The sequence below is a fragment of the Butyrivibrio sp. FC2001 genome, from assembly GCF_000424125.1.
Lineage (GTDB): Bacteria > Bacillota > Clostridia > Lachnospirales > Lachnospiraceae > Butyrivibrio.
Window position 1 is genome coordinate 60,940 of sequence record NZ_AUJH01000008.1, and the last position, 23,539, is coordinate 84,478.

The following is a 23,539-nucleotide window of genomic DNA, read 5'->3' on the forward strand; positions in this document are numbered from 1 at the left end:
AAGTTGGAGGAGAAGATAATGGTAAACAGAGAAGAATTACTTCGCACAATTGACAAGAACAGCCGTATAGGTGTTTCTGAGCTGGCCGTACTTTTAGGCGAGCCGGAGATAGACGTCGCGAATGAGCTTCGAGCGCTTGAAGACGAAGGGATTATCTGTGGTTACCATACAATGATCGACTGGTCTAAGACTTCTATCGACAAGGTAATGGCTCTTATCGAGGTTAAGGTTACACCTCAGAGAGGCATCGGCTTTGATTCTATTGCTGAGCGTATCTACAAGTATCCCGAAGTAACTAGTGTATATCTTATGTCAGGCGGTTTTGACCTCATGGTTATGCTTGAGGGAAAAACTCTTAAGGAGGTTGCAAGCTTTGTTACAAACAAGCTCTCTCCGCTTGATACGGTTCTTAGCTGCTCTACACACTTCATTTTGCAGAAGTACAAGGAGCACGGAACCATTCTGACAAAAAAATATGATGATACAAGGGAGATTATTACGCCATGAGGAATCCGCTTTCAGATAAAATCGTAGACATAAAGCCCTCGGGAATACGTAAGTTTTTCGATGTTGTAAAAACTATCGACGGCGCTATATCCCTCGGTGTTGGTGAGCCTGACTTCGATACACCGTGGCATATTCGTGATGAGGGTATTTACTCACTTGAAAAGGGTCGCACCTTTTATACATCCAATTCAGGACTGGCTGAGCTCAAGAGTGAGATCTGTAATTATTTAAAGAGAAAACAGAATACAGTATATGAACCTGGCAAACAGGTACTTGTTACAGTCGGTGGTTCAGAGGCTATTGACCTTGCTATAAGAGCAATGATAAACCCCGGAGAAGAGGTTCTTATTCCGCAGCCAAGCTACGTATCCTATGAGCCCTGTGCAATTTTGGCAGGAGCAAAGCCTGTGATCATAGAGCTCAAAGAGGAAAATGAATTCAGACTTACCGCTCAGGAAATTCTGGATAATGTAACGGATAAGACAAAGCTTCTTGTCCTTCCTTTTCCTAACAATCCTACCGGTGCCATCATGGAGAGGTCTGATCTCGAGGCTATAGCAAAGGTAATAATCGAGAAGGATCTCTATGTAATATCCGATGAGATTTACAGCGAGCTCACATATACAGACAAGCACGTTTCAATCGTTGAAATACCCGGAATGTATGAGAGAACTATCCTGATTAACGGATTCTCCAAGTCCTACGCAATGACAGGTTGGAGACTTGGCTATGCCTGTGGACCGGAGATCATCATTGAGCAGATGACCAAGATCCATCAGTTCGCTATCATGTGTGCTCCTACAACCAGCCAGTATGCTGCAGTTGAGGCGCTTAAGAACGGCGACGATGACGTTAAGATGATGAGGGATCAGTACAATCACAGAAGAAGGTATCTGGTTCATGAGCTCAGGGATATGGGACTTCCCTGCTTTGAGCCCTTTGGAGCTTTCTATATTTTCCCTTGCATCAAGAAGTTTGGCATGAGCAGTGATGAGTTTGCCACAAGACTTCTTCAGGAGGAGAAGCTTGCTGTTGTGCCCGGAACTGCATTTGGAGACTGCGGCGAAGGCTTCCTTAGAATTTCCTATGCGTATTCTCTTGATGACCTCAAGAAGGCAATGGAAAGACTTAGAAGATTCATCGGGAAACTCGAGAAAGAATAATATCAGAGGCATTTATGGAAGATAAAAAGAACAGTTCTGAAGACGAAAGACTGGATCCTGAAAAGAGTCCTATAGCCAGGGCTGATTTTATGCGGGAAAAAATAAAGCAGCGCCCCATAAATAAGAAAAAGCTTCTTAGAAGAACTCTTATAACCATGACAATGGCCGTTGTTTTTGGTGCTGTGGCGTGCCTTACCTTTGTTTTTCTCTCGCCCGTTATAAACAATAAACTGTATCCGGAGGAATCTCCCGCGCCTATCGATCTGACAGAGGAGACTGTAAAGGATGAGATGCAGCCGGAGGACATGTATGCAGACGACAATGCAATTGCCGCAGAGGCAGCAAGCGTTGCCATCGACATGGCGTCCTCAGAGATATCAAGGATGCAGGAGGAGATGAGTTCCTATCATTTTGACTCCTCAGACTATATCGAGATGTATGCGTCTCTTAAGACAGTGGCTACCAATACTTCAAAGAGTATAGTTACTGTGACCTCCAGGACATCTGATACCAACTGGATCAGCAATCCCTACGAGAGTGAAGGACGTACTTCCGGAGTCATCGTTGCTGACAACGGCGCTGAGTACCTGATACTCACCCAGACCTCGGCAATAGATGATGCGGAATCAATACAGGTTACTTTTTTTGATGGAAGCACTACCAGTGCTTATCTTAAGATGAGCGACAAGGTGACAGGGCTTAGTATTCTTGCGGTCAAAAACAGGATCGTTGATGACACCACAAGAGAAGACATCAAGGCAGCGCCTCTTGGAAGCTCAAGCTCAGGCATAGTGACAGGTACACCTGTAATCGCTATCGGAAGTCCTACCGGAGTGCAGGGCTCTATATGCTATGGCTTTGTCACTTCTGATAATTCCGCTCTTGATCTGCCGGATTCAAAGTATATGATGCTCACAACTGACATGAGTGCCGCAACCAATGCCAGCGGAGCCATCATCAACCTTGCAGGTTCTGTTGTGGGATTTATCGACATGAACTACAACAATGCAAATATGCCTAACACACTCTGTGCTATCGGAATAACCGAGCTCAGAGCGCTTATAGAGGACCTTTCCAATGAAAAGGCAAGACCCTTCCTTGGAATTTACGGTCAGACTGTGCCCGAGGAACTCACAGATGGTGAGACAATCACCGGTGGAGTTTATATAACAAGGACTGATATTGACTCTCCTGCCATGCTTGCAGGAGTTCAAAGCGGTGATATCATAACCGCAATAAATGAAGAACCAATAGAGGGATATGAAGCATTCATCTCAAGACTGCGCACTATAAAGCCCGGTGAAGAGGTTCACATGTCACTTATGAGGCAGGCAGCAGAAGGCTATGTGGACCTTACAATAGACATTACCGCAGGAAGTGCGACAGTAAGCGGAGAGTAATAGATACCCTCACCGCCCTAAGGGGCTAGAATAGGAGTTATAAATGAAATTTATCAAGGATTTAAATTCAGGGGACAGAGTAGCAGATATATATTTTTGTAAACACATTCAGGCTGCTACTACAAAAAACGGAAAGACATATTATTCCGTAACCCTTCAGGATAAGACAGGAACAATAGATGCCAAGGTATGGGAGCCCAACAGTGAGGGAATAGATGACTTCGATTCTCTTGACTATATCGATGTATATGGCGAAGTTACAAGCTTTATGAACGCTCTTCAGGTAAACATAAAAAGAGCACGCCGCTGTCACGAGGGAGAGTATGATGAATCCCTCTATTTACCTGTATCTTCCAAGAATAACGATGAGATGTATAAAGAGCTTATGGGCATTATCAACACAGTTGGCAATAAGTATTTAAAGGCTCTTCTCAACGCTCTTTTTGTAGAGGATGAAGCATTTATCAAGTCCTTCCGTAAGTCATCTGCTGCAAAGTCTGTTCACCACGGCTTTGTTGGAGGCCTTCTTGAGCACACACTCAGTGTTACCAAGATGTGCGATTATTTTTCAAAGGCATATCCTGCCCTCAACAGAGACCTTCTTATAACTGCAGCAATCTGTCATGACATAGGAAAAACACGTGAGCTTTCACTTTTCCCTACAAATGATTACACAGACGAGGGACAGTTCCTCGGACATATCGTGATGGGTAGCGAGATGGTTGCTGAAAAGATCAGAGATATCAGCGATTTCCCCGTGCTCTTAAAGCAGGAGCTCCAGCACTGCATCCTGTCTCATCACGGAAAATATGAGTATGGCTCACCCAAGATGCCTGCAATAATAGAGGCTATGGCCCTTCACCTTGCAGACAACACGGACGCCAAGCTCGAGACATTTACTGAGATACTAAATAACACAAATGAAGTAGGTTGGCTCGGATTTAACAGACTAATGGAGAGCAACCTTTTTGATACCAGGGTTGAATCGTAATGAATGAAAAAGTTTTACACGTACTTGAGTACGATAAGATTATCGAGCAGCTCTCAGAACACGCTTCTTCAGAACCTGGAAAGAGAATGTGCAGAGAACTTCTGCCGTCCTCAGATATCCGCGAGATTCAGAGAAACTTAAAGAAGACTGAGGCTGCTATTTCAAGGATTTTTAAAAAGGGCTCGGTGTCCTTTGGAAGTAACAGGGACATATCGGGCTACCTTAAGGCGCTGAAGATCGGAAGCTCTTTGGATGCGCCGCAGCTCCTTAACATAGCAAGCTTTTTGGACAATGTTAACAGAGTAAAAAGCTACGGAAGATCAGATAAGGAAGATGACGCAAGGGACGTTCTTACAGACTTCTTCGATGGGCTTGAGCCCCTTACGCCGGTTGCTGCTGAGATAAGACGTTGCATTATTTCAGAGGATGAGATATCCTCTGATGCCAGCCCCACGCTCAGACATATAAGGCGAGACATTCAGATAACAGGCGACAGAATCCATGACCAGCTGGGCAAAATGGTAAATGGTTCCCTGCGCTCATACCTTCAGGAAGCGGTTGTCACCATGAGAGGTGACAGGTACTGCATCCCGGTAAAGGCTGAGTACAAGAGCCAGATAAGCGGAATCGTCCATGACCAGTCATCTACAGGCTCCACACTTTTCATTGAGCCTGCTGTTATCGTTGAACTAAATAACAAGCTTCGTGAGCTCGCAGGAATGGAGAAGGCAGAGATAGACGTTATCCTTGCCCGCATTTCCGAGGAGGTTGGAAGCTATCTTACAGCGCTGTCAGATGACGCTAAGATCATGACAGAGCTTGACTTTGTGTTTGCGAAGGCATCCCTTGCCCTTACGCAGAATGCAATCACTCCGATTTTCAATGAGGAGCATTATTTCAACATCATAAAGGGAAGACACCCTCTTCTTGATAAGAAGAAAGCAGTGCCGATCGATGTCTATGCCGGCAAGGACTTTGACATGGTAATCATCACAGGACCCAACACCGGTGGTAAGACAGTTACGCTGAAAACTGTGGGACTTCTCACATTGATGGGACAGGCAGGCCTTGCCATCCCTGCAGGAGACAGGTCAGAGCTTTCAGTATTTAAGGAGATTTACGCTGACATAGGTGATGAGCAGAGTATTGAGCAGAGTCTCTCAACCTTTTCATCACACATGACTAACACGGTGCAGATTCTTGAGAATGCTGATGAGAATTCACTCTGTCTTTTCGATGAGCTTGGTGCCGGAACTGACCCCACTGAGGGTGCAGCTCTTGCAATATCAATTCTTAATCACCTGCATGAGCGTGGAATCAGAACCATGGCTACGACCCACTACAGCGAGCTCAAGGTTTACGCCCTTACTACTGAGGGAATCCAGAACGCCAGCTGTGAGTTTGACGTGGAATCACTAAGACCCACCTACAGACTCCTTATCGGTGTTCCCGGAAAAAGTAATGCCTTTGCGATATCCAAGAGACTTGGACTTTCTCAGGAGATCATCGATGCTGCGGGCGAGCAGATAAGCCAGGATAACCGCAAGTTTGAGGATCTTCTCACAGACCTTGAAAACAGCAGGGTTACAATTGAGAATGAGCGCCTCGAGATAGAGAGATACCGCAAGGAAGTCGAGAAGCTTAAGGAAGAACTCCAGGGCAAGCAGATTAAGCTTGATGAATCCAAGGAGAAAATCCTTCGCGAAGCCCATGAGGAGGCAAGGGCAATTCTGCAGGAGGCCAAGGATGCAGCAGATGATACCATTCGCACAATGCGCAAGGCCGAAGCAGGAATTCCCATGCAGGATCTTGAGAGAGCCCGCCAGAGCGTAAATAAGAAGATCTCTGATAAGAATCAGAAGCTTTCAATAAAGAATAAACCTTCTACTGCAAACCATAAGAAGCTTAAGCCCACACAGATACACCTTGGAGATGCAGTAAGAATCATATCCATGGGCATGAAGGGAACCATAAGCTCCAAGCCCGATAAAGATGGGAATGTTATGGTCCAGTGTGGTATTATGAAATCAAGAGCACACATAGATGATCTTGAACTCATCAAGGAAGAGAATGGCAAGGAACAGATGAAGAAGTTCTACGGACAGCACAAGATGGATCTGTCCGGTGCAAGGAACATCAGAACTGAGCTTAATCTTATCGGATTAAACAGTGCCGATGCCATTGCAGAGCTGGATAAATACTTGGACAGCGCTTATGTTTCGCATCTTCCGTCAGTCAGAATTGTTCACGGCAAGGGCTCAGGTATCCTGAGACAGGCTGTACACGATCATCTGAAGGCAGCGCCCTATGTTAAGTCATTTAAGCTTGGGGAATTTGGCGAGGGTGACTCGGGTGTTACTATCGTGACATTTATAAAGTAAAAATGTTTATAAAGTAGATGAGGGAGTTATGGTAGCAAAACAGAAAATATTAATCGTAGACGATGACAACAACATCGCAGAGCTTATTTCGCTCTATCTCGTAAAAGAGTGCTTTGACACACTTATTGTTGGAGATGGAGAGTCTGCACTGGCGGCATTTGATACATTCGCACCTAATCTTGTACTTCTGGATCTGATGCTTCCGGGCATTGACGGATATCAGGTCTGCAGAGAGCTTAGGACCAAGTCACAGACCCCAATAATCATGCTTTCCGCAAAGGGAGAAGTTTTTGATAAGGTACTTGGCCTTGAGATGGGCGCTGATGATTACATGGAAAAGCCCTTTGATTCAAAGGAGCTTGTAGCCAGAGTAAAGGCTGTACTTAGAAGATATAAGCCTGTTGTTGTGGAGCAGGAAGCCTCTGACGATAAGGTGGTTAAATATCAGGATCTTGAGATCAATATGACTAATTACTCAGTTAATTATCAGGGCTCAAGAATCGATATGCCTCCGAAGGAGCTGGAGCTTTTGTACTTCCTTGCTTCTTCACCCAACAGAGTATTCACAAGAGAGCAGCTTCTTGATCAGATCTGGGGCTATGAATACGTGGGTGATACCAGAACCGTTGACGTGCATATCAAGCGTCTTCGCGAGAAGATCAAGGATCACGATACCTGGCGCATCGCCACAATCTGGGGAATTGGATACAAATTTGAGGTGTCATAATAAGCCTTCCCCTTGGGGGGAAGGTGGCGCAAAGCGCCGGATGAGGGGATAAACGGAACTACTTCCTTTACTGCGATAGTGCAGCGGAGTGGTTCCGTTTTTTATCTGCAAATTTTAGATGTGATTTCTTATATTTTTATGTGTTTTTTTATAACATCGAAATTCGTTCAAGATTATATTAATAATATCTAGTTGGTTTATGGAAAGGATGGATAAAATGGCAACAGACGTTAAGAAACTTGTATCTGAAATGACACTTGAAGAGAAGGCATCACTCCTTGGCGGAGCAGATTTTTGGCATACAAAAGCAGTCGATAGACTTGGAATACCGAAGTTCATGATGTCAGACGGACCTCACGGTCTTCGTAAGCAGGACGAGGAGGGTGACCACCTCGGAATTAATGACAGTATCAAGGCAGTTTGCTTCCCTGCAGCATGCGCTACAGCATCCAGCTTTGACACAGAGATGATAGGAAAAATGGGTGAAGCCATCGGTGATGAGTGCCAGGCTGAGAACCTTTCAATAGTTTTGGGACCCGCTGTTAACATAAAGAGAAGCCCTCTTTGCGGAAGAAACTTTGAGTATTTCTCAGAGGATCCCTATCTTGCAGGTAAAATGGCAGCAGCTTACATTAATGGAGTTCAGAGCCGTCATGTAGGCACAAGTATCAAGCATTTTGCCCTTAACAACCAGGAATATTTCAGAATGAGCAATTCCTCTGAGGTCTCAGAGAGAGCAATGCGTGAGATTTACTTCCCGCCTTTTGAGATCGCGGTTAAGGAATCACAGCCGAAGACTGTAATGTGCTCCTATAACAAAATTAATGGAACATATTCTGCAGATAACGAGTGGCTCCTTGATAAGGTTCTTAGAAAGGACTGGGGCTTTGAAGGCTTCGTAATGACAGACTGGGGCGCAGTTAACGACAGAGTACAGGGCGTAAGAGCAGGACTTGAGCTGGAGATGCCCGGTGATTCTTCAGTTAACGATGCTAAGATCGTTAAGGCAGTTAAGGATGGAAGCCTTGATGAGAAGCTCGTGGACAGAGCATGTGAGAGAATCCTCACAGTAGTTTATGACTATTTCGATAATAAGAAGGAAGGCGTGATATTCGATAGAGATGCTGACCATGAGAAGGCAGTGGAAGCAGCAGTAGAGTGCGGTGTTCTTCTTGAGAACAACGGAATCCTTCCTCTTGATCCTTCCAAGAAAATCGTGTACATCGGTGAGTACGCAGAAAAGCCCAGATATCAGGGCGGAGGATCAAGCCATATTAATTCTTCCAAGGTAACAAGTGCTCTTGATTCTGCTAAGGCAAAGGGAAGAAACGTAGAGTACGTAATGGGCTTCCCGGGACAGAAGGATGAGCCCCTTGATAAGGCAGAGCTTGAAAAGGCAGTAGCTGCAGCAAAGGGCGCTGACGTGGTTGTCATTTTCGCAGGTCTTCCTGATGTAATTGAGTCAGAGGGATATGACCGCGCAAACATGAATATGCCTGCAGCTCAGAACGAACTCATTGAGGCAGTTACAGCAGTTAACGAGAACACAGTAGTTGTACTTCACAACGGAAGTCCTGTTGAAACACCCTGGGCAGACGACGTAGCAGCTATTCTTGAGATGTACCTTGCAGGACAGGGCGTTGGTGAAGCTACAGATCAGCTCCTCTATGGTGAGAAGAACCCCAGCGGACATCTTGCTGAGTCCTTCCCCTTCAGAGTTCAGGACAACCCGTCTTATCTTAACTTCAACACTGATCCTGAGAAGTGCTATTATTCCGAGGGAGTTTATGTAGGCTATCGTTACTATGACAAGAAGATGATGCCTGTAAGATGGGCGTTTGGTCACGGTCTTTCATATACAACCTTCGAGCTCTCTAACATGAAGCTTTCATCTGACAAGATGACAGAGGATTCCACAATAAAGGTATCTGTTGATGTTAAGAACACAGGCGATGTAGTAGGAAAAGAGGTTGTTCAGCTCTATGTTGGTGACCTCAACGGAACCTTCGACAGACCTGTTAAGGAGCTCAAGGGCTTTGCAAAGATTGAGGTAGCTCCCGGAGAGACCAAGACGGTTACAATGGAAATTGATTACAGATCACTAGCATATTTCGAGGAGAGTATGGGTGACTGGTTTGCACCTTCAGGAAAATACGAGCTCCTTGTAGGTAACTCAAGCGATAACATAACACTTCGCGAAGAGATAAGCTTCGAGACTAAGAAGGTTAAGCCCATGAGATGCGATTCCTCAATCACAATCGGAGAACTCATGGCAAATCCTGCAACAAAGCCCATCATCGATGAGATGATGAAGAAGGCTGCTGAGAATTCACCTTTTGGTGATCCCAGTGAAGCAGTTGGCGATGAAATGATGCAGGCAATGATGAGATTCATGCCACTTAAATCTGCAATGTCATTTGGCATGATGACAGAAACTGATATGGAGCAGCTTTTGAGCGCAATAAGCGCTGCACTCGGCCAAAGGTAATGAGCTCTGTATTTTGATAGAAGCGGGCAGGACGAAAAGTTCTGCCCGTCTTTCTTTGCCAGTAATGATGGTTGTTGCTATAATGTAATTTGTTATGAAACGCACATTATATCTTAAATTTCTAATTGCATATCTGCTGTTTGCAATTTTCGGTTTTATCATGGTGGCGACCTTCGTTTCCAACATGACGGTAGAGCATTGCAGACGCGAAAAGGCAGAGAGTCTCTACGCTGAGGCAACACAGATAGCCAATACCTATGCGGCAGATCTGTATAACAGTGAGACGTCACTTGATACTGTTCAAAGGCAGCTCTATGCCCTTTCCCAATATATGGACGGTGCAAGGATATGGATCGTTAACCCCTCAGGTCGACTGGTTCTTGATTCATCAAATGTAATTGCACAGGGTGAGGAGATAAAGATTCAGGGCTTTGACCCAGCAGCAACGGCTGGCACCTACTATACGATCGGTAGCTTCTGGGGCAATTTTGAAGAGGACGTCCTCTCCGTATTTGCACCAATCACAGCTAATTACAAGGTTCAGGCCTACGTTATTATTCATACGCCTATGAGTCAGATAAGGAAAAAGGCGGATGAATTCCTGAACATCTCATATCTGATGCTGATAGTAATGTTCCTTTTGTCACTGATAATCCTGATATTCTTCACAGAGCTAGTTTATATTCCGCTTAGGAGAATTACCCAGGCTACGGAGGAGTACGCAGCCGGTAACATGGACTACGAATTCTCAGTGGAGTCCGAGGATGAGATGGGATATCTGGCAGCCTCCCTGTCCTACATGGCAGGTGAGATAGCAAGGCAGGAGGACGATCAGAAGAAGTTTGTTGCGAACGTATCCCACGATTTCAGGTCTCCCCTTACATCAATCCGTGGCTACATTGAGGCTATGCTTGACGGAACGATCCCACCGGAGATGCATGAAAAGTATCTGGGGATAGTTCTTAATGAAACTGAGCGCCTTACAAAGCTTACAAACGGACTTTTAACTCTGAACAATCTTAATGCCAAGGGAATGCTCCTTGAAAAAGCCGATTTTGACATAAATCAGGTAATAAGAAATACGGCAGCATCCTTCGAGATGACCTGTCTTGAAAAGAAGATTGCCATAGAGCTTGTTCTTACAGATGATAAGATGATTGTTAACGCTGATATGAGTAAGATTCAGCAGGTTCTTTATAACCTTCTGGATAATGCAATAAAATTCAGTCATCATGACTCAGTCATTAAAATAGAGACCACCGAGAAGAAGAGTAAGGTATTCGTATCGGTTAAGGACAGCGGAATCGGAATCCCCAAGGAAGACCAGAAGATGGTATTCGAGAGATTCTATAAATCCGATTCTTCCAGAGGAAAGGACAAGAAGGGAACAGGTCTTGGACTTTCCATTGTAAAAGAAATCATCAAGGCCCACGGAGAAAATATTAATTGTATTTCAACCGTTGGAGTGGGCACGGAATTCATTTTCTCAATCCCTAAGGCAGCATCTATGGACAGGGATGAGGAAGTATGAACTACCATGACCGATGACATCGGAAATGGTTTCAACAATACCTTGCGGTATAGTAAGGCACGTTCATGGTGCCACTACTCCGTCAGGCAAAGCCCTTCGGCATACTTGAAAATGTTATTTGATGCGCCTATGGCGCGTGGGAACTAACACCATGTATATTTTACGCACCACAGGTTCTTGGTTTGTTAGATTCGTGGTACAACCCTATATATACAGTTTTCAAGGTTCCGATTGACTTATTCTATCACGAACAACTGTTTGTGTAAAGGCGATTCATCCCGCAACCGACTTCATCGGAAGGGGTTTTCTCGCTGAATTTTATAAATAGTCTTCATTTTGTATGAAGAAGATATTTGTGAGGAATAATTAATGCATATTGTTTTACATCAGCCGGAGATACCACAGAACACCGGCAACATAGGGCGAACATGCGTAGCTACAGGTAGTACCCTGCATCTTATCGAGCCCCTTGGCTTTGCACTTCACGGCAAGGACCTTAAGAGAGCAGGAATGGACTACTGGGATAAGCTTGATTACACAAGATATAAGAACTACGAGGATTTTAAGGAAAAGCATCCCGGCGCAAAGGTCTGGCTTGCGACTACCAAGGCAAAAAGATCCTACACAGAGGTTTCCTTTGGTCCTGACGACTACATAATGTTTGGAAAAGAAAGCGCAGGAATCCCTGAGGAGATTCTTGTGGATAACGAGGAAGATTGCATCAGAATCCCCATGGGACACGATATCAGATCGCTTAATCTGTCTAACTCAGTGGCAATTGTTTTGTATGAAGCACTAAGACAAAACGGCTTCCCCGGAATGGAAGAGGAAGGCGAGCTTCACAGACTGCATTGGAAATAGAAATTTTAAGGTTTTCAGTCAGTAATAAGGAATGCGCTTTAATTGACGTAAAGGAATCGTGACATTTTTCAGGCTGTTCAGCCAAGAATAAGGATTGAGTTTCAGTTGACGTAAAAAAATAAGAGAAGATATTTCACTGGTAAGTCAGTTAGAGATATAGAGTGGATATTGATGTAACAGTGGAGCAATGTTTCGGACTGTGATTCAGTCAGTAGGTCGTTGGAAGTTCAGTCAGACGTAAAGAAAAAACGTAAGTCAAAATTATGTTTCAGTCAGAAACAACGAATGAGAATAAACAGGTGTAAAGCAAGTTGTTAAGCCATTTCAGTAGTTCAGTCGGAAGTACTAAATGAAAGTAAACAGGCGTAATGTAAGTTGATTCTTAACTACAACCGTTCAATCGGAATCAATAAAATAACACTAACAGACTTAACGGATGTAACATACCCATTTTTTGAATCAGTCGGCATGAAGAATTAGTAGCAGATAGACGTAAAGTTAAGTTTAAAGGTTATGGCAAAGGAAATAAGATGAAAAAAGGTAAGGAAAATACACCTTATAGCAAGGGTGTTATCTTAGAAGTGAAGATAGAAGACATAGGCAATGACGGAGAGGGTATTGGCAAGGTTGATGGCTATACCCTTTTTGTTAAGGATGCGGTTATTGGAGATACAGTTAAGGTCTCAATAATGAAGAGCAAGAAGAACTACGCCTATGCCCACCTTGATGAGGTTATAACTCCATCAGAATACAGAATAGATCCTCCCTGTCCTGTTTCAAGAGCCTGCGGAGGCTGTCAGATTCAGAATCTTGATTACAAAAAGCAGCTGGAATTCAAGAACAACAAGGTTAGGAACAATATTGTAAGGCTTGGCGGATTTGAGCCTGAATTCATAGACAGCATCATGGAGCCTGCACTCGGTATGGATGGTGAGAGCTCTGATGATAATACATTCAAAGGGGGAAAGCTGCCGGCATGCTTCAGATACCGCAACAAGGCACAGTTCCCCATTGGAACTGATAAAAACGGCAACCCCATAGCTGGATTCTATGCGGGCAGAACTCATGCGATTATTCCGGTAGAGGACTGCCTTCTTGGCGTAAAAGAGAATAAAGAGATATTGGAGATAGTGCTCTCTCACATGAAAAAGCACCATATTCCTGCCTATGACGAGACTACAGGGAAGGGAGTTTTCCGCCATGTATTAATTCGTAAGGGCTTTAAAAGCGGAGAGCTGATGGTGTGCCTTGTCATCAACGAGGATGGTAATAAACACAAGAAAAACAGTGATGTTAAAAATGCCGAAAACACAGATAAAATCTATTTTAAAGGGCAACAGGAACTCATTAATAGACTGGCTTCTATTAATGACTTGAAGAGCATCACGGTAAATATTAACAACGAAAAAACCAATGTAATTCTTGGAAATGAGATACATACCCTCTGGGGAGAGGACCATATTAAGGACACCTTATGTGGAATAGAGTTTAGTATTTCTCCGCTGTCCTTCTATCAGGTGAATCCGATACAGACAGAGAAGCTGTATAGTACTGCGGTTTCCTATGCAAATCTTACAGGTAATGAAACGGTATGGGATCTTTACTGCGGAATCGGAACCATCAGCCTTTCCATGGCTAAGAAGGCAGGACATGTCTACGGAGTTGAAATTGTTCCACAGGCGATCGATAACGCAAAGGATAATGCAAAAAATAACAATATAGATAACGCGACTTTTTATGTTGGCAAGGCTGAAGAGGTTCTTCCTGCCTTCTATGAAGGAAAGCTTGATGAGCAAACTGGTGATGATGGTACAGTTGCCAATAGCGGCGATAGAGAAAAAGCCCTTCACCCGGATGTCATTGTTGTTGACCCGCCGCGCAAGGGCTGTGACATTAACTGTCTTGATACCATGCTCAAAATGAAGCCTGACAGAATCGTCTATGTAAGCTGCGATTCAGCAACACTGGCGAGGGATCTTAGAATCCTTGTGGACGGCGGCTATGAACTTAAGAAGGTTCGCGCCTGTGATATGTTCCCCAATACGGTTCATATCGAGACTGTTGTTCTTCTGTCCCAACAAAAGCCAGATGATCATATTGAGATAGAGATTAATCTGGATGAGATTGATGCTACAAGTGCTGAGTCGAAGGCTACATACAAGGAAATTGAGGAATGGGTGCATAAACACTATGGATTTCATGTGACAAATCTGAACATTGCGCAGGTGAAGCAGAAACATGGGATTATAGAAAGAGAGAATTACAATAAGCCTAAATCAGAAAACAGCAAGCAACCGGGATGCCCGGAAGAAAAGGTTAAAGCGATTGAAGAAGCTCTAAAACATTTTCAGATGATATAAATAAAAACTCGTGACTATCGGTATTTGGTGGCCACGAGTTTTTTTACGTACATTTTACCAATGTTGATAATGGATTTTACATGTATCTGCTAGCATTGCGCTAGGAGGTGAAGAGTATGTCTAAAATATGGAGTTTTGTAAATGACTTGAAGGTCAAGAAGAATCATAAAATCACAATGTTTATGTGGCTTACAACAATACTATATGGATTAACTGGCGGTTTGATATGGGGATTGATTGGAAGATTGATATTACCTGAAATAACTTGGCTATTTTGCTTTATAGGGTACCCTGCGGTGTTCATGGGACTGCTTGGCGGGGCAATCTATCTATACAATCATGAGTTCATATGATTTTTCAAGACTTTTACTGAACTTTTACATAAAGATGGCTATGGATTTTACATTAGGCGAATAATATTGTCATTGTAAAAAATACGGCGCCAAATAATGTAAGTTTAGAAAGGAATGAAAAATATTATGAAGAGAAGGATAATTGCTATTATGGCAGCAGTAAGCATGATGACATTTGGGCTAGTAGGATGTGGAAGCAATAGTCCCCAAAGTGCTGATGCTGCAGAGCAGGGAAAAAATGTGGAATCTGTAGAATTAAATGGAACTATTAAACTTGCAGGCTCAACTTCTATGGAAAAACTTTGCGAGGCTATGGCTGAGAGTTTCATGGAGAGAAACCCAGGAGTGACAGTTACCGTTGAATATACTGGCTCAGGTGCAGGTTTGGAATCTCTTGCAGCCGGTTCTGTAGATATCGGAAATGCTTCCAGAGGCCTGAAGGATGAGGAAAAGGCAAGTGGTGCAGTAGAAAATATTGTGGCAATTGACGGTATTGCAGTGATTACTAATAAGTCTTGTAGTATCAAGGATGTGACATCAAAGAATCTTGCTAAAATCTATTCGGGCGAAATTACAGACTGGGCTGAGCTTGGTGGTAAGGAGCAGCCAATCATTGTAATTGGTAGAGAGGCAGGTTCAGGCACAAGAGATGCATTTGAAGAGTTACTTGAAGTAAAGGATGGTTGCGTGTATGCACAGGAGTTGGATTCAACAGGAGCAGTTCTTGCAAAAGTAGCAACTACACCAGGAGCAATCGGTTACGTCTCGCTTGATGTGGTTGATGACACCGTGTCAGGATTAAAGATTGATGGAGTGGAGCCAACAGAAGAAGAGATCCTAGCAGGAAATTACATGCTTCAGAGACCGTTTGTAATGGCTACAAAGGGCGAAATGTCAGGGCAGAATGAATTGGTTCAGGCTTGGTTTAACTATATCAATTCTGATGATGGTAAGGAAGTTATCAAACAAGTTGGACTTATTATTCCACAATAAGGGGTATACATGAAGAGAAAAGCATTTATAGAAAAAACTGCCAAAACATTATGCGAGCTTTGTGCAGTAGTGGCTATATTTGCAGTTTGTGCAATTACTATCTATATGTTCATGAAAGGTGCCCCGGCCTTAAAGAAGGTCGGGGTTTTTGATTTACTTTTTAAAACCATATGGAAGCCAACTGCAAGTGAACCATCTTATGGTATTGGATTTATTATTTTGGCTTCGGTAGTAGGAACTACCACTGCAATTTTTCTTGGAGTTCCGATAGGGTTGTTAGCTGCAGTATATATATCAGAAATGGCAGGAAAAACAACAGGAAACATTGTACGAACTGCAATAGAATTATTGGCTGCCATTCCATCAGTAATATATGGATTAATTGGAATGATGGTACTTAATCCGATTATGTTCAGATTTGAGCAAATAATATTTGAAGACGATAGTTCTCATCAGTTTACTGGAGGAGCAAACATGCTTTCCGCAATTATTGTACTGACAATCATGATTTTGCCAACGGTAATAAGCGTAAGCACATCGTCGTTAAAAGCTGTACCTGACACTCTTAGAGCAGCGTCGTTAGCACTTGGTGCAACGAAAGAACAGACAATATTCAAAGCAGTTATTCCAGCGGCGAAATCAGGAATACTTACTGGTGTAGTGTTAGGTACAGGCAGGGCACTTGGTGAGGCAATGGCTATAACTATGGTTGCAGGGGGAGCAGTTAATATTCCGTTACCATTTAATTCTGTTCGTACTCTTACCACTCAAATTGTAAGTGAAATGGGTTATGCCCAAGGTACGCATAGACAAGTATTATTCACAGTGGGATTAGTCTTATATATTTTTATCATGATTGTGAACTATGCATTGCTAAGAGCAAGGAAAGCGGGGATTGATGATGTCGATTAGTAGAAGAAAGTTTATTGATTGTATCCTGCGTTTTTTAATATATATCTGCTCGACATTTTCAGTACTTTTGTTACTTGGAATTATTGGATATGTGTTAATAAGAGGGATTTCTGCGGTTAACATAACATTTCTTACTTCAGTAACAAGCGTATTGAAAGGAACTGTGGGGATTGCAGGTAATATTGTAAATACATTACTGATTATTCTTATCACCATGATAATTGCAACTCCAATTGGTGTAGGTAGTGCAATATATCTTAATGAATATGCAAGGCCTGGGAGAGTTGTAACAGCAATAGAATATGCAACAGAAACCTTGACCGGTATTCCATCCATTATCTTCGGCCTATTTGGAATGATGTTTTTTGGAGAAAAGCTCGGATTAGGTTATTCACTTTTGACAGGATCTTTAACATTGATTCTCATGGTTCTTCCTTTGATAACACGAAATACTCAGGAAGCATTAAAAACTGTACCAAGTTCGTATCGGAATGGTGCAATCGGACTTGGAAGTGGCAAATGGCACATGATACGAACAATACTTCTTCCAAGTGCTATGCCAGGAATAATCACAGGAGCAATACTTGCCATAGGAAGAATTGTGGGAGAATCAGCAGCACTTTTATTTACAGCTGGAAGTGCCAAGTTATTACCCAAAGGGATTAGCGGATTTTTAGCTAAACCATTTCAGTCTGGAGGAACCCTTACTATTCAGATGTATCTATCTGCCACAAGTGAAGGTGATTTCGAAACAGCATTTGGAATAGCTGTAGTGCTTTTGATTATCGTATTGGCTATAAACCTTGCAACAAAAGCATTAACAAAACGATTTGATGTGACAAGAAAGGAATAGTAATGGGAGAAACAAAAATCAGTGTTAATGATTTGAATTTATATTATGGACAAAATCATGCATTAAAAAATGTAAGCATGGAAATAAAGGAGAAGGCTATTACGGCATTTATTGGACCATCAGGTTGCGGTAAATCTACCTTTTTGAAAACTCTAAATAGGATGAATGATTTAGTTGAGGGAGTAAGGATTGATGGGACGGTAAAAATCGATGGAGAGGATATTTATGGTAGAGATATAGACACTACGCTGCTTAGAAAAAAAGTAGGCATGGTATTTCAGCAGCCAAATCCATTTCCAATGAGTATATATGATAATGTGGCTTATGGTCCAAGAGTCCATGGCATTAAGGATAAGAAAAAGCTTGATAAAATTGTAGAAGATAGCCTGAGAGGAGCTGCGATTTGGGAAGAGGTGAAAGACAGATTAAAGAAATCCGCTTTATCACTTTCCGGGGGACAGCAGCAAAGAATATGTATAGCCAGAGCTCTGGCCGTAGAACCTGAGATTCTGCTGATGGATGAACCTACATCGGCTCTTGATCCTATCTCTACCACAAAGATTGAAGACCTTATGGAGGAATTAAAAAAGAACTATACAGTAGCTGTGGTCACACATAATATGCAGCAGGCCGTGAGAGTATCGGACTATACTGCATTTTTTCTTGTAGGTGAGATGGTGGAATTTGGCACAACCAAGCAGATTTTCTCTTACCCAAATGATAAAAGAACCGAGGATTATATCACCGGAAGGTTTGGCTAATATGCTTAGTGAATTAATAAGAATTATAGAAGGGAATATTCGAATGAGAAGTAAATTTGATGAACAGCTTTTAGAACTTAATCATAAGATGATTGAGATGGGAAACAATATAATATCCTCGATTCAGAAGGCTATAGAAGCGTTGGTAGCCCGAGATATTGATCAGGCAAAGCTGATTATGGATGGTGACGCAGAAATTGATCATCTCCAGAAAGTAATCGAAAGTATATGCTTTAATCTTTTGATACAACAGCAGCCAGTTGCAAGAGATCTTCGAACAGTGACAGCAGCAATGAAAATGGTTACTGACATGGAGCGAATAGGTGATCATGCAGCAGATATTTCGGAAATGACTATACTTATGGGGCAGAATAGTCGAATAGATAAGTTTAATCATATTTCGGAGATGGCAAGCGAGACAATGATAATGCTCAATCATAGTATTGAAGCTTATGTAGAAAAGGATGTTGTAAAAGCTAGGGAAGTTATTGAAGATGATGATATTGTTGATGAGTTGTTTGTAAAGGCAAAAAAGGATGTTATCAAACTTATCTTAAATAATCCTGAAGAAGGTGAGGAGGCAGCCGATATTTTGATGATAGCAAAGTACTTTGAACGAATAGGGGATCATGCAACAAATATAGCAGAGTGGGTAATTTATTCACTAAAGCAGAAGGAGAATGAAGATGAAGTATAAAGATATTAAAGAGAATGAAGAGGTACTGGCATTAATAGCGAAGGGAAATGAAAACCTTGGAATATTGGGGTATACAGACCATTCAGAAGTACATGCAGCTTTGGTAGCCGAGCGTGCTACCAATATTCTTGAGATTCTTGGATACAGTAAGAAACAGATTGAACTTGTTAAGGTGGCTGCATTTATGCATGACATTGGGAATGCCATCAATCGTAGTAGGCATGCAGAGTATGGTTCATTACTTGCAAATGACATATTAAAGGAAACAGGCATGGATAGGCAGGAGAGACTTACAGTGGTTTCTGCAATCGCCCATCATGACGAGTCAACAGGTGGAGCTACAGATGTAATATCAGCTGCACTCATTATAGCAGACAAAACAGATGTTAGAAGAAACAGGGTGCGTCAGAAACCAAAAGCCAACTTTGATGTTCATGATAGAGTGAATTATGCTGTTACCAAAACAGATCTTATTATTGATAAGGATAAAAAGCAAATTTCATTAAATCTCGAAATTGATGAGAAAATCTGTACCATGTATGAATATTTTGATATTTTTCTCGGTAGAATGCTGATGTGTAGAAAAGCTTCAGAACTATTGGGAGTAACGTTTAGATTAATGGTTAATGGAAATAAAGCATTGTAATAGTAAGCAACGTTTAAAATTTTACATAGATTTTACATAGGACATTCATACATTTTACTTTCATTCAGTATGCTAATAATTGGCGTATTTTTTAGCATACCCAGAAAGGAATTTGTATGGATATTTTTAATGTTCTAAATATGATAGGTGGGTTATCCCTGTTTCTATATGGAATGAGCATGATGGGGAATGAACTGTCAAAGATGGCAGGCGGAAAGTTGGAAATAATTCTTGAGAAGCTTACTTCAAAGAGGATATTTGCGGTGTTGCTTGGTGCAGGAGTTACGGCAGTTATTCAATCATCATCTGCAACTACTGTCATGGTAGTTGGATTTGTAAATTCAGGCATTATGAAGCTAAATCAGGCTGTAGGTATTATTATGGGGGCAAATGTGGGTACAACTATTACATCCTGGATGCTTTCACTTACAGGAATCGAGGGAAGTACCATTTGGCTTAAGATGTTAAAGCCTTCATCATTTTCGCCTATATTAGCGGCAATAGGTATTATTTTAGTTATGTCAAACAAAGAAGAATCTAAGAAAAAGGATGTTGGTGGAATCTTACTTGGATTTGCGATTCTCATGTTTGGAATGGAAACAATGAGTGGAGCTGTGTCTGGGCTAGCAGACAATACTTCTTTTACAAGAATGATGACAGCTTTTAGGAATCCTATACTTGGAATGGCTGTTGGTGCAATTCTAACGGCAGTAATTCAAAGTTCATCTGCATCTGTTGGTATTTTGCAGGCACTTTGTTCTACCGGAGCTGTACATTATGCAGTAGCGCTTCCGATTATTATGGGGCAGAATATCGGAACCTGTGTAACCTCAATTATTTCATCTGTTGGGGCAAACAGAAACGCACGTCGCTCAGCGATGATCCATTTATATTTTAATCTTATAGGAACAATTATTTTTATGGTTGTTTTCTATTCTTTGAATACAGTTATAGATTTTGTTTTTTTAGATAAGGCTGCTAATGCAGCCGGGATAGCTGTGATTCATAGTTTATTTAATATTGGTGCGACAATACTTCTTTTCCCATTTGCGGATAAGCTTGTAAAGCTGGCTGAAATAACCATACCAGATGGAGCAAAAGAGCCGGAGGCTAAAAAGGATTCTATCATTATTGACGAGAGATTCTTGGACAGGCCGGCATTTGCAATGGAATTATGCCGTGGAAAAGTAAGAGAAATGGCAGAGTATTGTCAGAAATCTATCACCTTATCACTGGAATCCCTATTAGAATATGATAAGAAAAAGATTAAGGAAGTTAAAAGACTTGAAGCTGTAGTCGATAAGTACGAGGATGCAATTGGCTCATATTTGGTAAAAGTATCAAGTAAGAATATTTCAAAATCAGATAGCCAAAGTATGTCCATTATTTTGCATAGTATCAGTGATCTTGAAAGGATTTCAGATCATGCCTTAGAGATTGTTAAATCAGCAGAAGAAATAAAAGATAAGGGCTTAGAGTTCAAGAAGGGGCAGCTCAGAGAAATGAAAGCTCTTTGTGGAGCCGTTAATGATATATGTGCACTAACAGTTGATAGCTTTTGTAGAAATGATGTAGAGCAAGCTACTCATGTTGAGCCTCTTGAAGAAGTTATTGATACACTATGCAAGACCATTAAGGAGAATCATATTAAGAGATTGAAGAAGGGAAAGTCTACTATTGAGATGGGATTTATTTTGGATGATGTATTGACCGGTCTGGAGCGAGTATCTGATCATTGTTCAAATATAGCTGTTGAAATGATAACTATTTTAGATGATGATTATAATACGCATGAGTATTTTGAAAGCTTATCTAGTGAAGACAGAAAGAGCTTCAACAAGGAGTATGAAGAACTGATTAAGCAGTACCCCATCAGTAAGAAAGAGATAGAACAGTCTAAGGACGCACAATAGGAGAGAAGAATGGCGCTTATTTATATAATTGAAGATGATGACAGCATAAGGGAAATCGAAGAGCTGGCCCTCATAAATGCGGGGCATAAGGTATTAGGATTTTCATGTGCAAAAAAATTTTATGACAAGATGAATGATGTGATTCCGGATTTATGCTTAGTGGATATTATGCTTCCGGATGAGAGTGGCAATGAAATAGTAAAGAAGCTTAGAAAAAATCCTGAGACAAAGAAGCTTCCTGTGATTATTGTTACAGCTAAAACAACAGAGCTTGATTTAGTTAGAGGAATTGAGGATGGTGCTGATGATTATATCAAGAAGCCATTTTCGGTTATGGAACTAATCTCAAGGGTGAAAGCCCTGCTTCGTAGAACTCAGGCTGAGGATATAAAAGAACTTAGGCTGGACGAACTAGTTATAAATAATGAAAAGCATGAGGTTACTATCAGTGGAAATCATGTTGAGCTAACCTATAAGGAGTATGAGTTTTTGTCTTTTCTTGTATTAAACAAAGGAATCGTACTGAATCGTGACACTATCATGGAGCAGGTATGGGGAGCTGATTACGAGGGGGAATCAAGAACTATAGACATGCATGTAAAAACTCTTCGCCAAAAATTAGGGGATTATGGTAGTAGAATCAAGACCGTGAGAAATGTAGGATATGTAATCGAATGAAAATAAGAATAAATATAAGACTGGTTGGAATTGCGATATTAGCAATTATCGCAACAGTTACTGGAATTACAATTATATATTACAATCTCTTTGAGGGTCAGGTGCGATCAGATCTATCTGTCAGTGCGAAACTTCTAAAGGATACCCAATATTTTGAATCAGTAGATATTGATGTAGATCAGATAGATTTATCTACTGATTTAGATGAGCTGCGTGTAACTTGGATTGATAAAGATGGAACTGTTTTATATGACAATGATGCCTCAGCGGAGCTATTGCAAAATCATTTTGACAGACCAGAGATACAGGCGGCTTTTGAACAGGGTGAAGGGGAAGCAGTTAGAAGATCTGACACTATGAATGAGGATACTTTCTATTATGCGTTGCGTTTAGATAATGGAACGGTTCTTCGTGTTGCTACCAATGCACAGAGCATTTGGGCGGTATTCATATCAGCGATACCAATTATTTTATTAATTATTCTCCTTATCATTTCAATTTGCATAGCGATTTCTCATCTGCTTACAAAACAGTTTTTAAAACCAATAGAGATGATGGCGGAAAATTTGGAGAATGCTGATTATGAATCACCGTACAGGGAATTGGATCCTTTGGCAGAAATGCTTCGCACCCAGCATACAGATATTTTATCTGCTGCAAAAGCCAGACAGGATTTTACGGCTAATGTTTCACACGAGCTGAAGACACCGCTGACCGCTATTTCTGGTTATGCTGAATTGTTAGAGGGAGGAATGATAGGCGCTGAGAAGCAGAATCATTTTTATCAGGAAATCAGAAAGAATGCCGACAGATTACTTGCATTGATAAATGATATTTTGAGACTCTCGGATTTGGATAGAAAAGATTCTGAGTTACATTTTACCGAGGTTGACTTATATGAGACTGTCTCAGAATGTATGGAAGTCTTATCAGTTAATGCTAAACAAAGAAACGTGACAATAGAGCTTGAGGGGAAAACGAGTATTGTTTGCGGAAACAAAGATATGCTCAAAGAGTTGGTTGAAAATCTGGGGCAGAATGCAATCAGATACAATAATCCCAATGGCAAGGTAAAGATTTCTGTGGGAACAATTGATGGTCAGGTTGCGCTTACAGTTAAGGACAATGGAATAGGAATACCTGCTTCAGAGCAGCAGCGAATTTTTGAACGATTTTATCGTGTTGATAAAAGCAGATCAAAAGCTACAGGTGGAACAGGGCTTGGTCTTGCGATTGTAAAACACATAGTTGAGATTCATGATGCCAAAATTGAGTTAGATAGTGCACCTGGGGTAGGAACGACTATATCTGTGCTGTTTTAGGA

The 23,539-nt window shown here is 41.7% G+C and carries 20 protein-coding genes; all 20 read left to right on the forward strand.

What is annotated here, in order from left to right:
• Window positions 1–18 precede the first annotated feature (18 nt).
• The 20 genes from G601_RS0104195 (at window position 19) to G601_RS0104290 (ending at window position 23,537) form a co-directional block, all read left to right on the forward strand.
• Window positions 19–507, forward strand: a complete 489-nt coding sequence (locus G601_RS0104195) for an Lrp/AsnC family transcriptional regulator (RefSeq protein ID WP_035785613.1) — start codon at window positions 19–21, stop codon at window positions 505–507.
• Window positions 504–1,670 carry a pyridoxal phosphate-dependent aminotransferase gene (locus G601_RS0104200; RefSeq protein WP_026664562.1) on the forward strand — a complete coding sequence of 389 codons (1,167 nt, stop codon included), beginning with the start codon at window positions 504–506 and terminating at the stop codon, window positions 1,668–1,670. Before G601_RS0104195 ends, G601_RS0104200 begins: the two co-directional genes overlap by 4 nt.
• A gap of 14 nt (window positions 1,671–1,684) precedes the next feature.
• The gene (locus G601_RS0104205; RefSeq protein WP_035790311.1) at window positions 1,685–3,070 is read left to right on the forward strand and encodes a S1C family serine protease; all 1,386 of its coding nucleotides are present in this window, start codon (window positions 1,685–1,687) and stop codon (window positions 3,068–3,070) included.
• Window positions 3,071–3,113: 43 nt separating this feature from the next.
• Complete coding sequence (locus tag G601_RS0104210; RefSeq protein WP_026664564.1) at window positions 3,114–4,061, forward strand: 3'-5' exoribonuclease YhaM family protein; 948 nt, start codon at window positions 3,114–3,116, stop codon at window positions 4,059–4,061.
• Window positions 4,061–6,442, forward strand: a complete 2,382-nt coding sequence (locus tag G601_RS0104215) for an endonuclease MutS2 (RefSeq protein WP_026664565.1) — start codon at window positions 4,061–4,063, stop codon at window positions 6,440–6,442. The genes G601_RS0104210 and G601_RS0104215 overlap by 1 nt, the downstream gene beginning before the upstream one ends.
• Window positions 6,443–6,470: 28 nt before the next feature.
• Window positions 6,471–7,169: a response regulator transcription factor gene (locus G601_RS0104220; protein ID WP_026664566.1), complete on the forward strand. Its 699-nt coding sequence runs from the start codon at window positions 6,471–6,473 to the stop codon at window positions 7,167–7,169.
• A gap of 217 nt (window positions 7,170–7,386) precedes the next feature.
• Window positions 7,387–9,657 (forward strand): glycoside hydrolase family 3 C-terminal domain-containing protein, encoded by a 2,271-nt coding sequence (locus G601_RS0104225; protein WP_026664567.1) that lies wholly within the window; start codon window positions 7,387–7,389, stop codon window positions 9,655–9,657.
• 94 nt (window positions 9,658–9,751) lie between these two features.
• Window positions 9,752–11,188: a HAMP domain-containing sensor histidine kinase gene (locus G601_RS0104230; protein ID WP_026664568.1), complete on the forward strand. Its 1,437-nt coding sequence runs from the start codon at window positions 9,752–9,754 to the stop codon at window positions 11,186–11,188.
• Window positions 11,189–11,557: 369 nt separating this feature from the next.
• Window positions 11,558–12,049 carry a tRNA (cytidine(34)-2'-O)-methyltransferase gene (locus G601_RS0104235; RefSeq protein WP_026664569.1) on the forward strand — a complete coding sequence of 164 codons (492 nt, stop codon included), beginning with the start codon at window positions 11,558–11,560 and terminating at the stop codon, window positions 12,047–12,049.
• 530 nt (window positions 12,050–12,579) lie between these two features.
• Entirely contained in the window at window positions 12,580–14,409 is a 1,830-nt protein-coding gene (gene rlmD, locus G601_RS0104240) for a 23S rRNA (uracil(1939)-C(5))-methyltransferase RlmD (protein ID WP_051205569.1), read from the forward strand.
• 116 nt (window positions 14,410–14,525) lie between these two features.
• Entirely contained in the window at window positions 14,526–14,762 is a 237-nt protein-coding gene (locus G601_RS0104245) for a hypothetical protein (protein WP_026528716.1), read from the forward strand.
• A 126-nt stretch (window positions 14,763–14,888) separates the two neighbouring features.
• Window positions 14,889–15,755, forward strand: coding sequence for a phosphate ABC transporter substrate-binding protein (locus G601_RS0104250; protein ID WP_026528715.1), 867 nt, complete (start codon window positions 14,889–14,891; stop codon window positions 15,753–15,755).
• Window positions 15,756–15,764: 9 nt separating this feature from the next.
• Window positions 15,765–16,667 (forward strand): phosphate ABC transporter permease subunit PstC, encoded by a 903-nt coding sequence (gene pstC / locus G601_RS0104255; RefSeq protein WP_026664571.1) that lies wholly within the window; start codon window positions 15,765–15,767, stop codon window positions 16,665–16,667.
• Window positions 16,654–17,520, forward strand: a complete 867-nt coding sequence (pstA, locus tag G601_RS0104260; protein WP_026664572.1) for a phosphate ABC transporter permease PstA — start codon at window positions 16,654–16,656, stop codon at window positions 17,518–17,520. The genes pstC and pstA overlap by 14 nt, the downstream gene beginning before the upstream one ends.
• 2 nt (window positions 17,521–17,522) lie before the next feature.
• Entirely contained in the window at window positions 17,523–18,281 is a 759-nt protein-coding gene (pstB, locus tag G601_RS0104265; RefSeq protein WP_026664573.1) for a phosphate ABC transporter ATP-binding protein PstB, read from the forward strand.
• 43 nt (window positions 18,282–18,324) lie between these two features.
• Complete coding sequence (phoU, locus tag G601_RS0104270; RefSeq protein ID WP_026664574.1) at window positions 18,325–18,978, forward strand: phosphate signaling complex protein PhoU; 654 nt, start codon at window positions 18,325–18,327, stop codon at window positions 18,976–18,978.
• Window positions 18,962–19,624 (forward strand): HD domain-containing protein, encoded by a 663-nt coding sequence (locus G601_RS0104275; RefSeq protein WP_035790314.1) that lies wholly within the window; start codon window positions 18,962–18,964, stop codon window positions 19,622–19,624. The genes phoU and G601_RS0104275 overlap by 17 nt, the downstream gene beginning before the upstream one ends.
• A gap of 116 nt (window positions 19,625–19,740) precedes the next feature.
• Window positions 19,741–21,537 (forward strand): Na/Pi cotransporter family protein, encoded by a 1,797-nt coding sequence (locus tag G601_RS0104280; protein WP_026664576.1) that lies wholly within the window; start codon window positions 19,741–19,743, stop codon window positions 21,535–21,537.
• Window positions 21,538–21,546: 9 nt separating this feature from the next.
• Window positions 21,547–22,215, forward strand: coding sequence for a response regulator transcription factor (locus tag G601_RS0104285; protein ID WP_026664577.1), 669 nt, complete (start codon window positions 21,547–21,549; stop codon window positions 22,213–22,215).
• Window positions 22,212–23,537 carry a sensor histidine kinase gene (locus G601_RS0104290; protein WP_026664578.1) on the forward strand — a complete coding sequence of 442 codons (1,326 nt, stop codon included), beginning with the start codon at window positions 22,212–22,214 and terminating at the stop codon, window positions 23,535–23,537. Before G601_RS0104285 ends, G601_RS0104290 begins: the two co-directional genes overlap by 4 nt.
• Window positions 23,538–23,539: the final 2 nt, after the last annotated feature.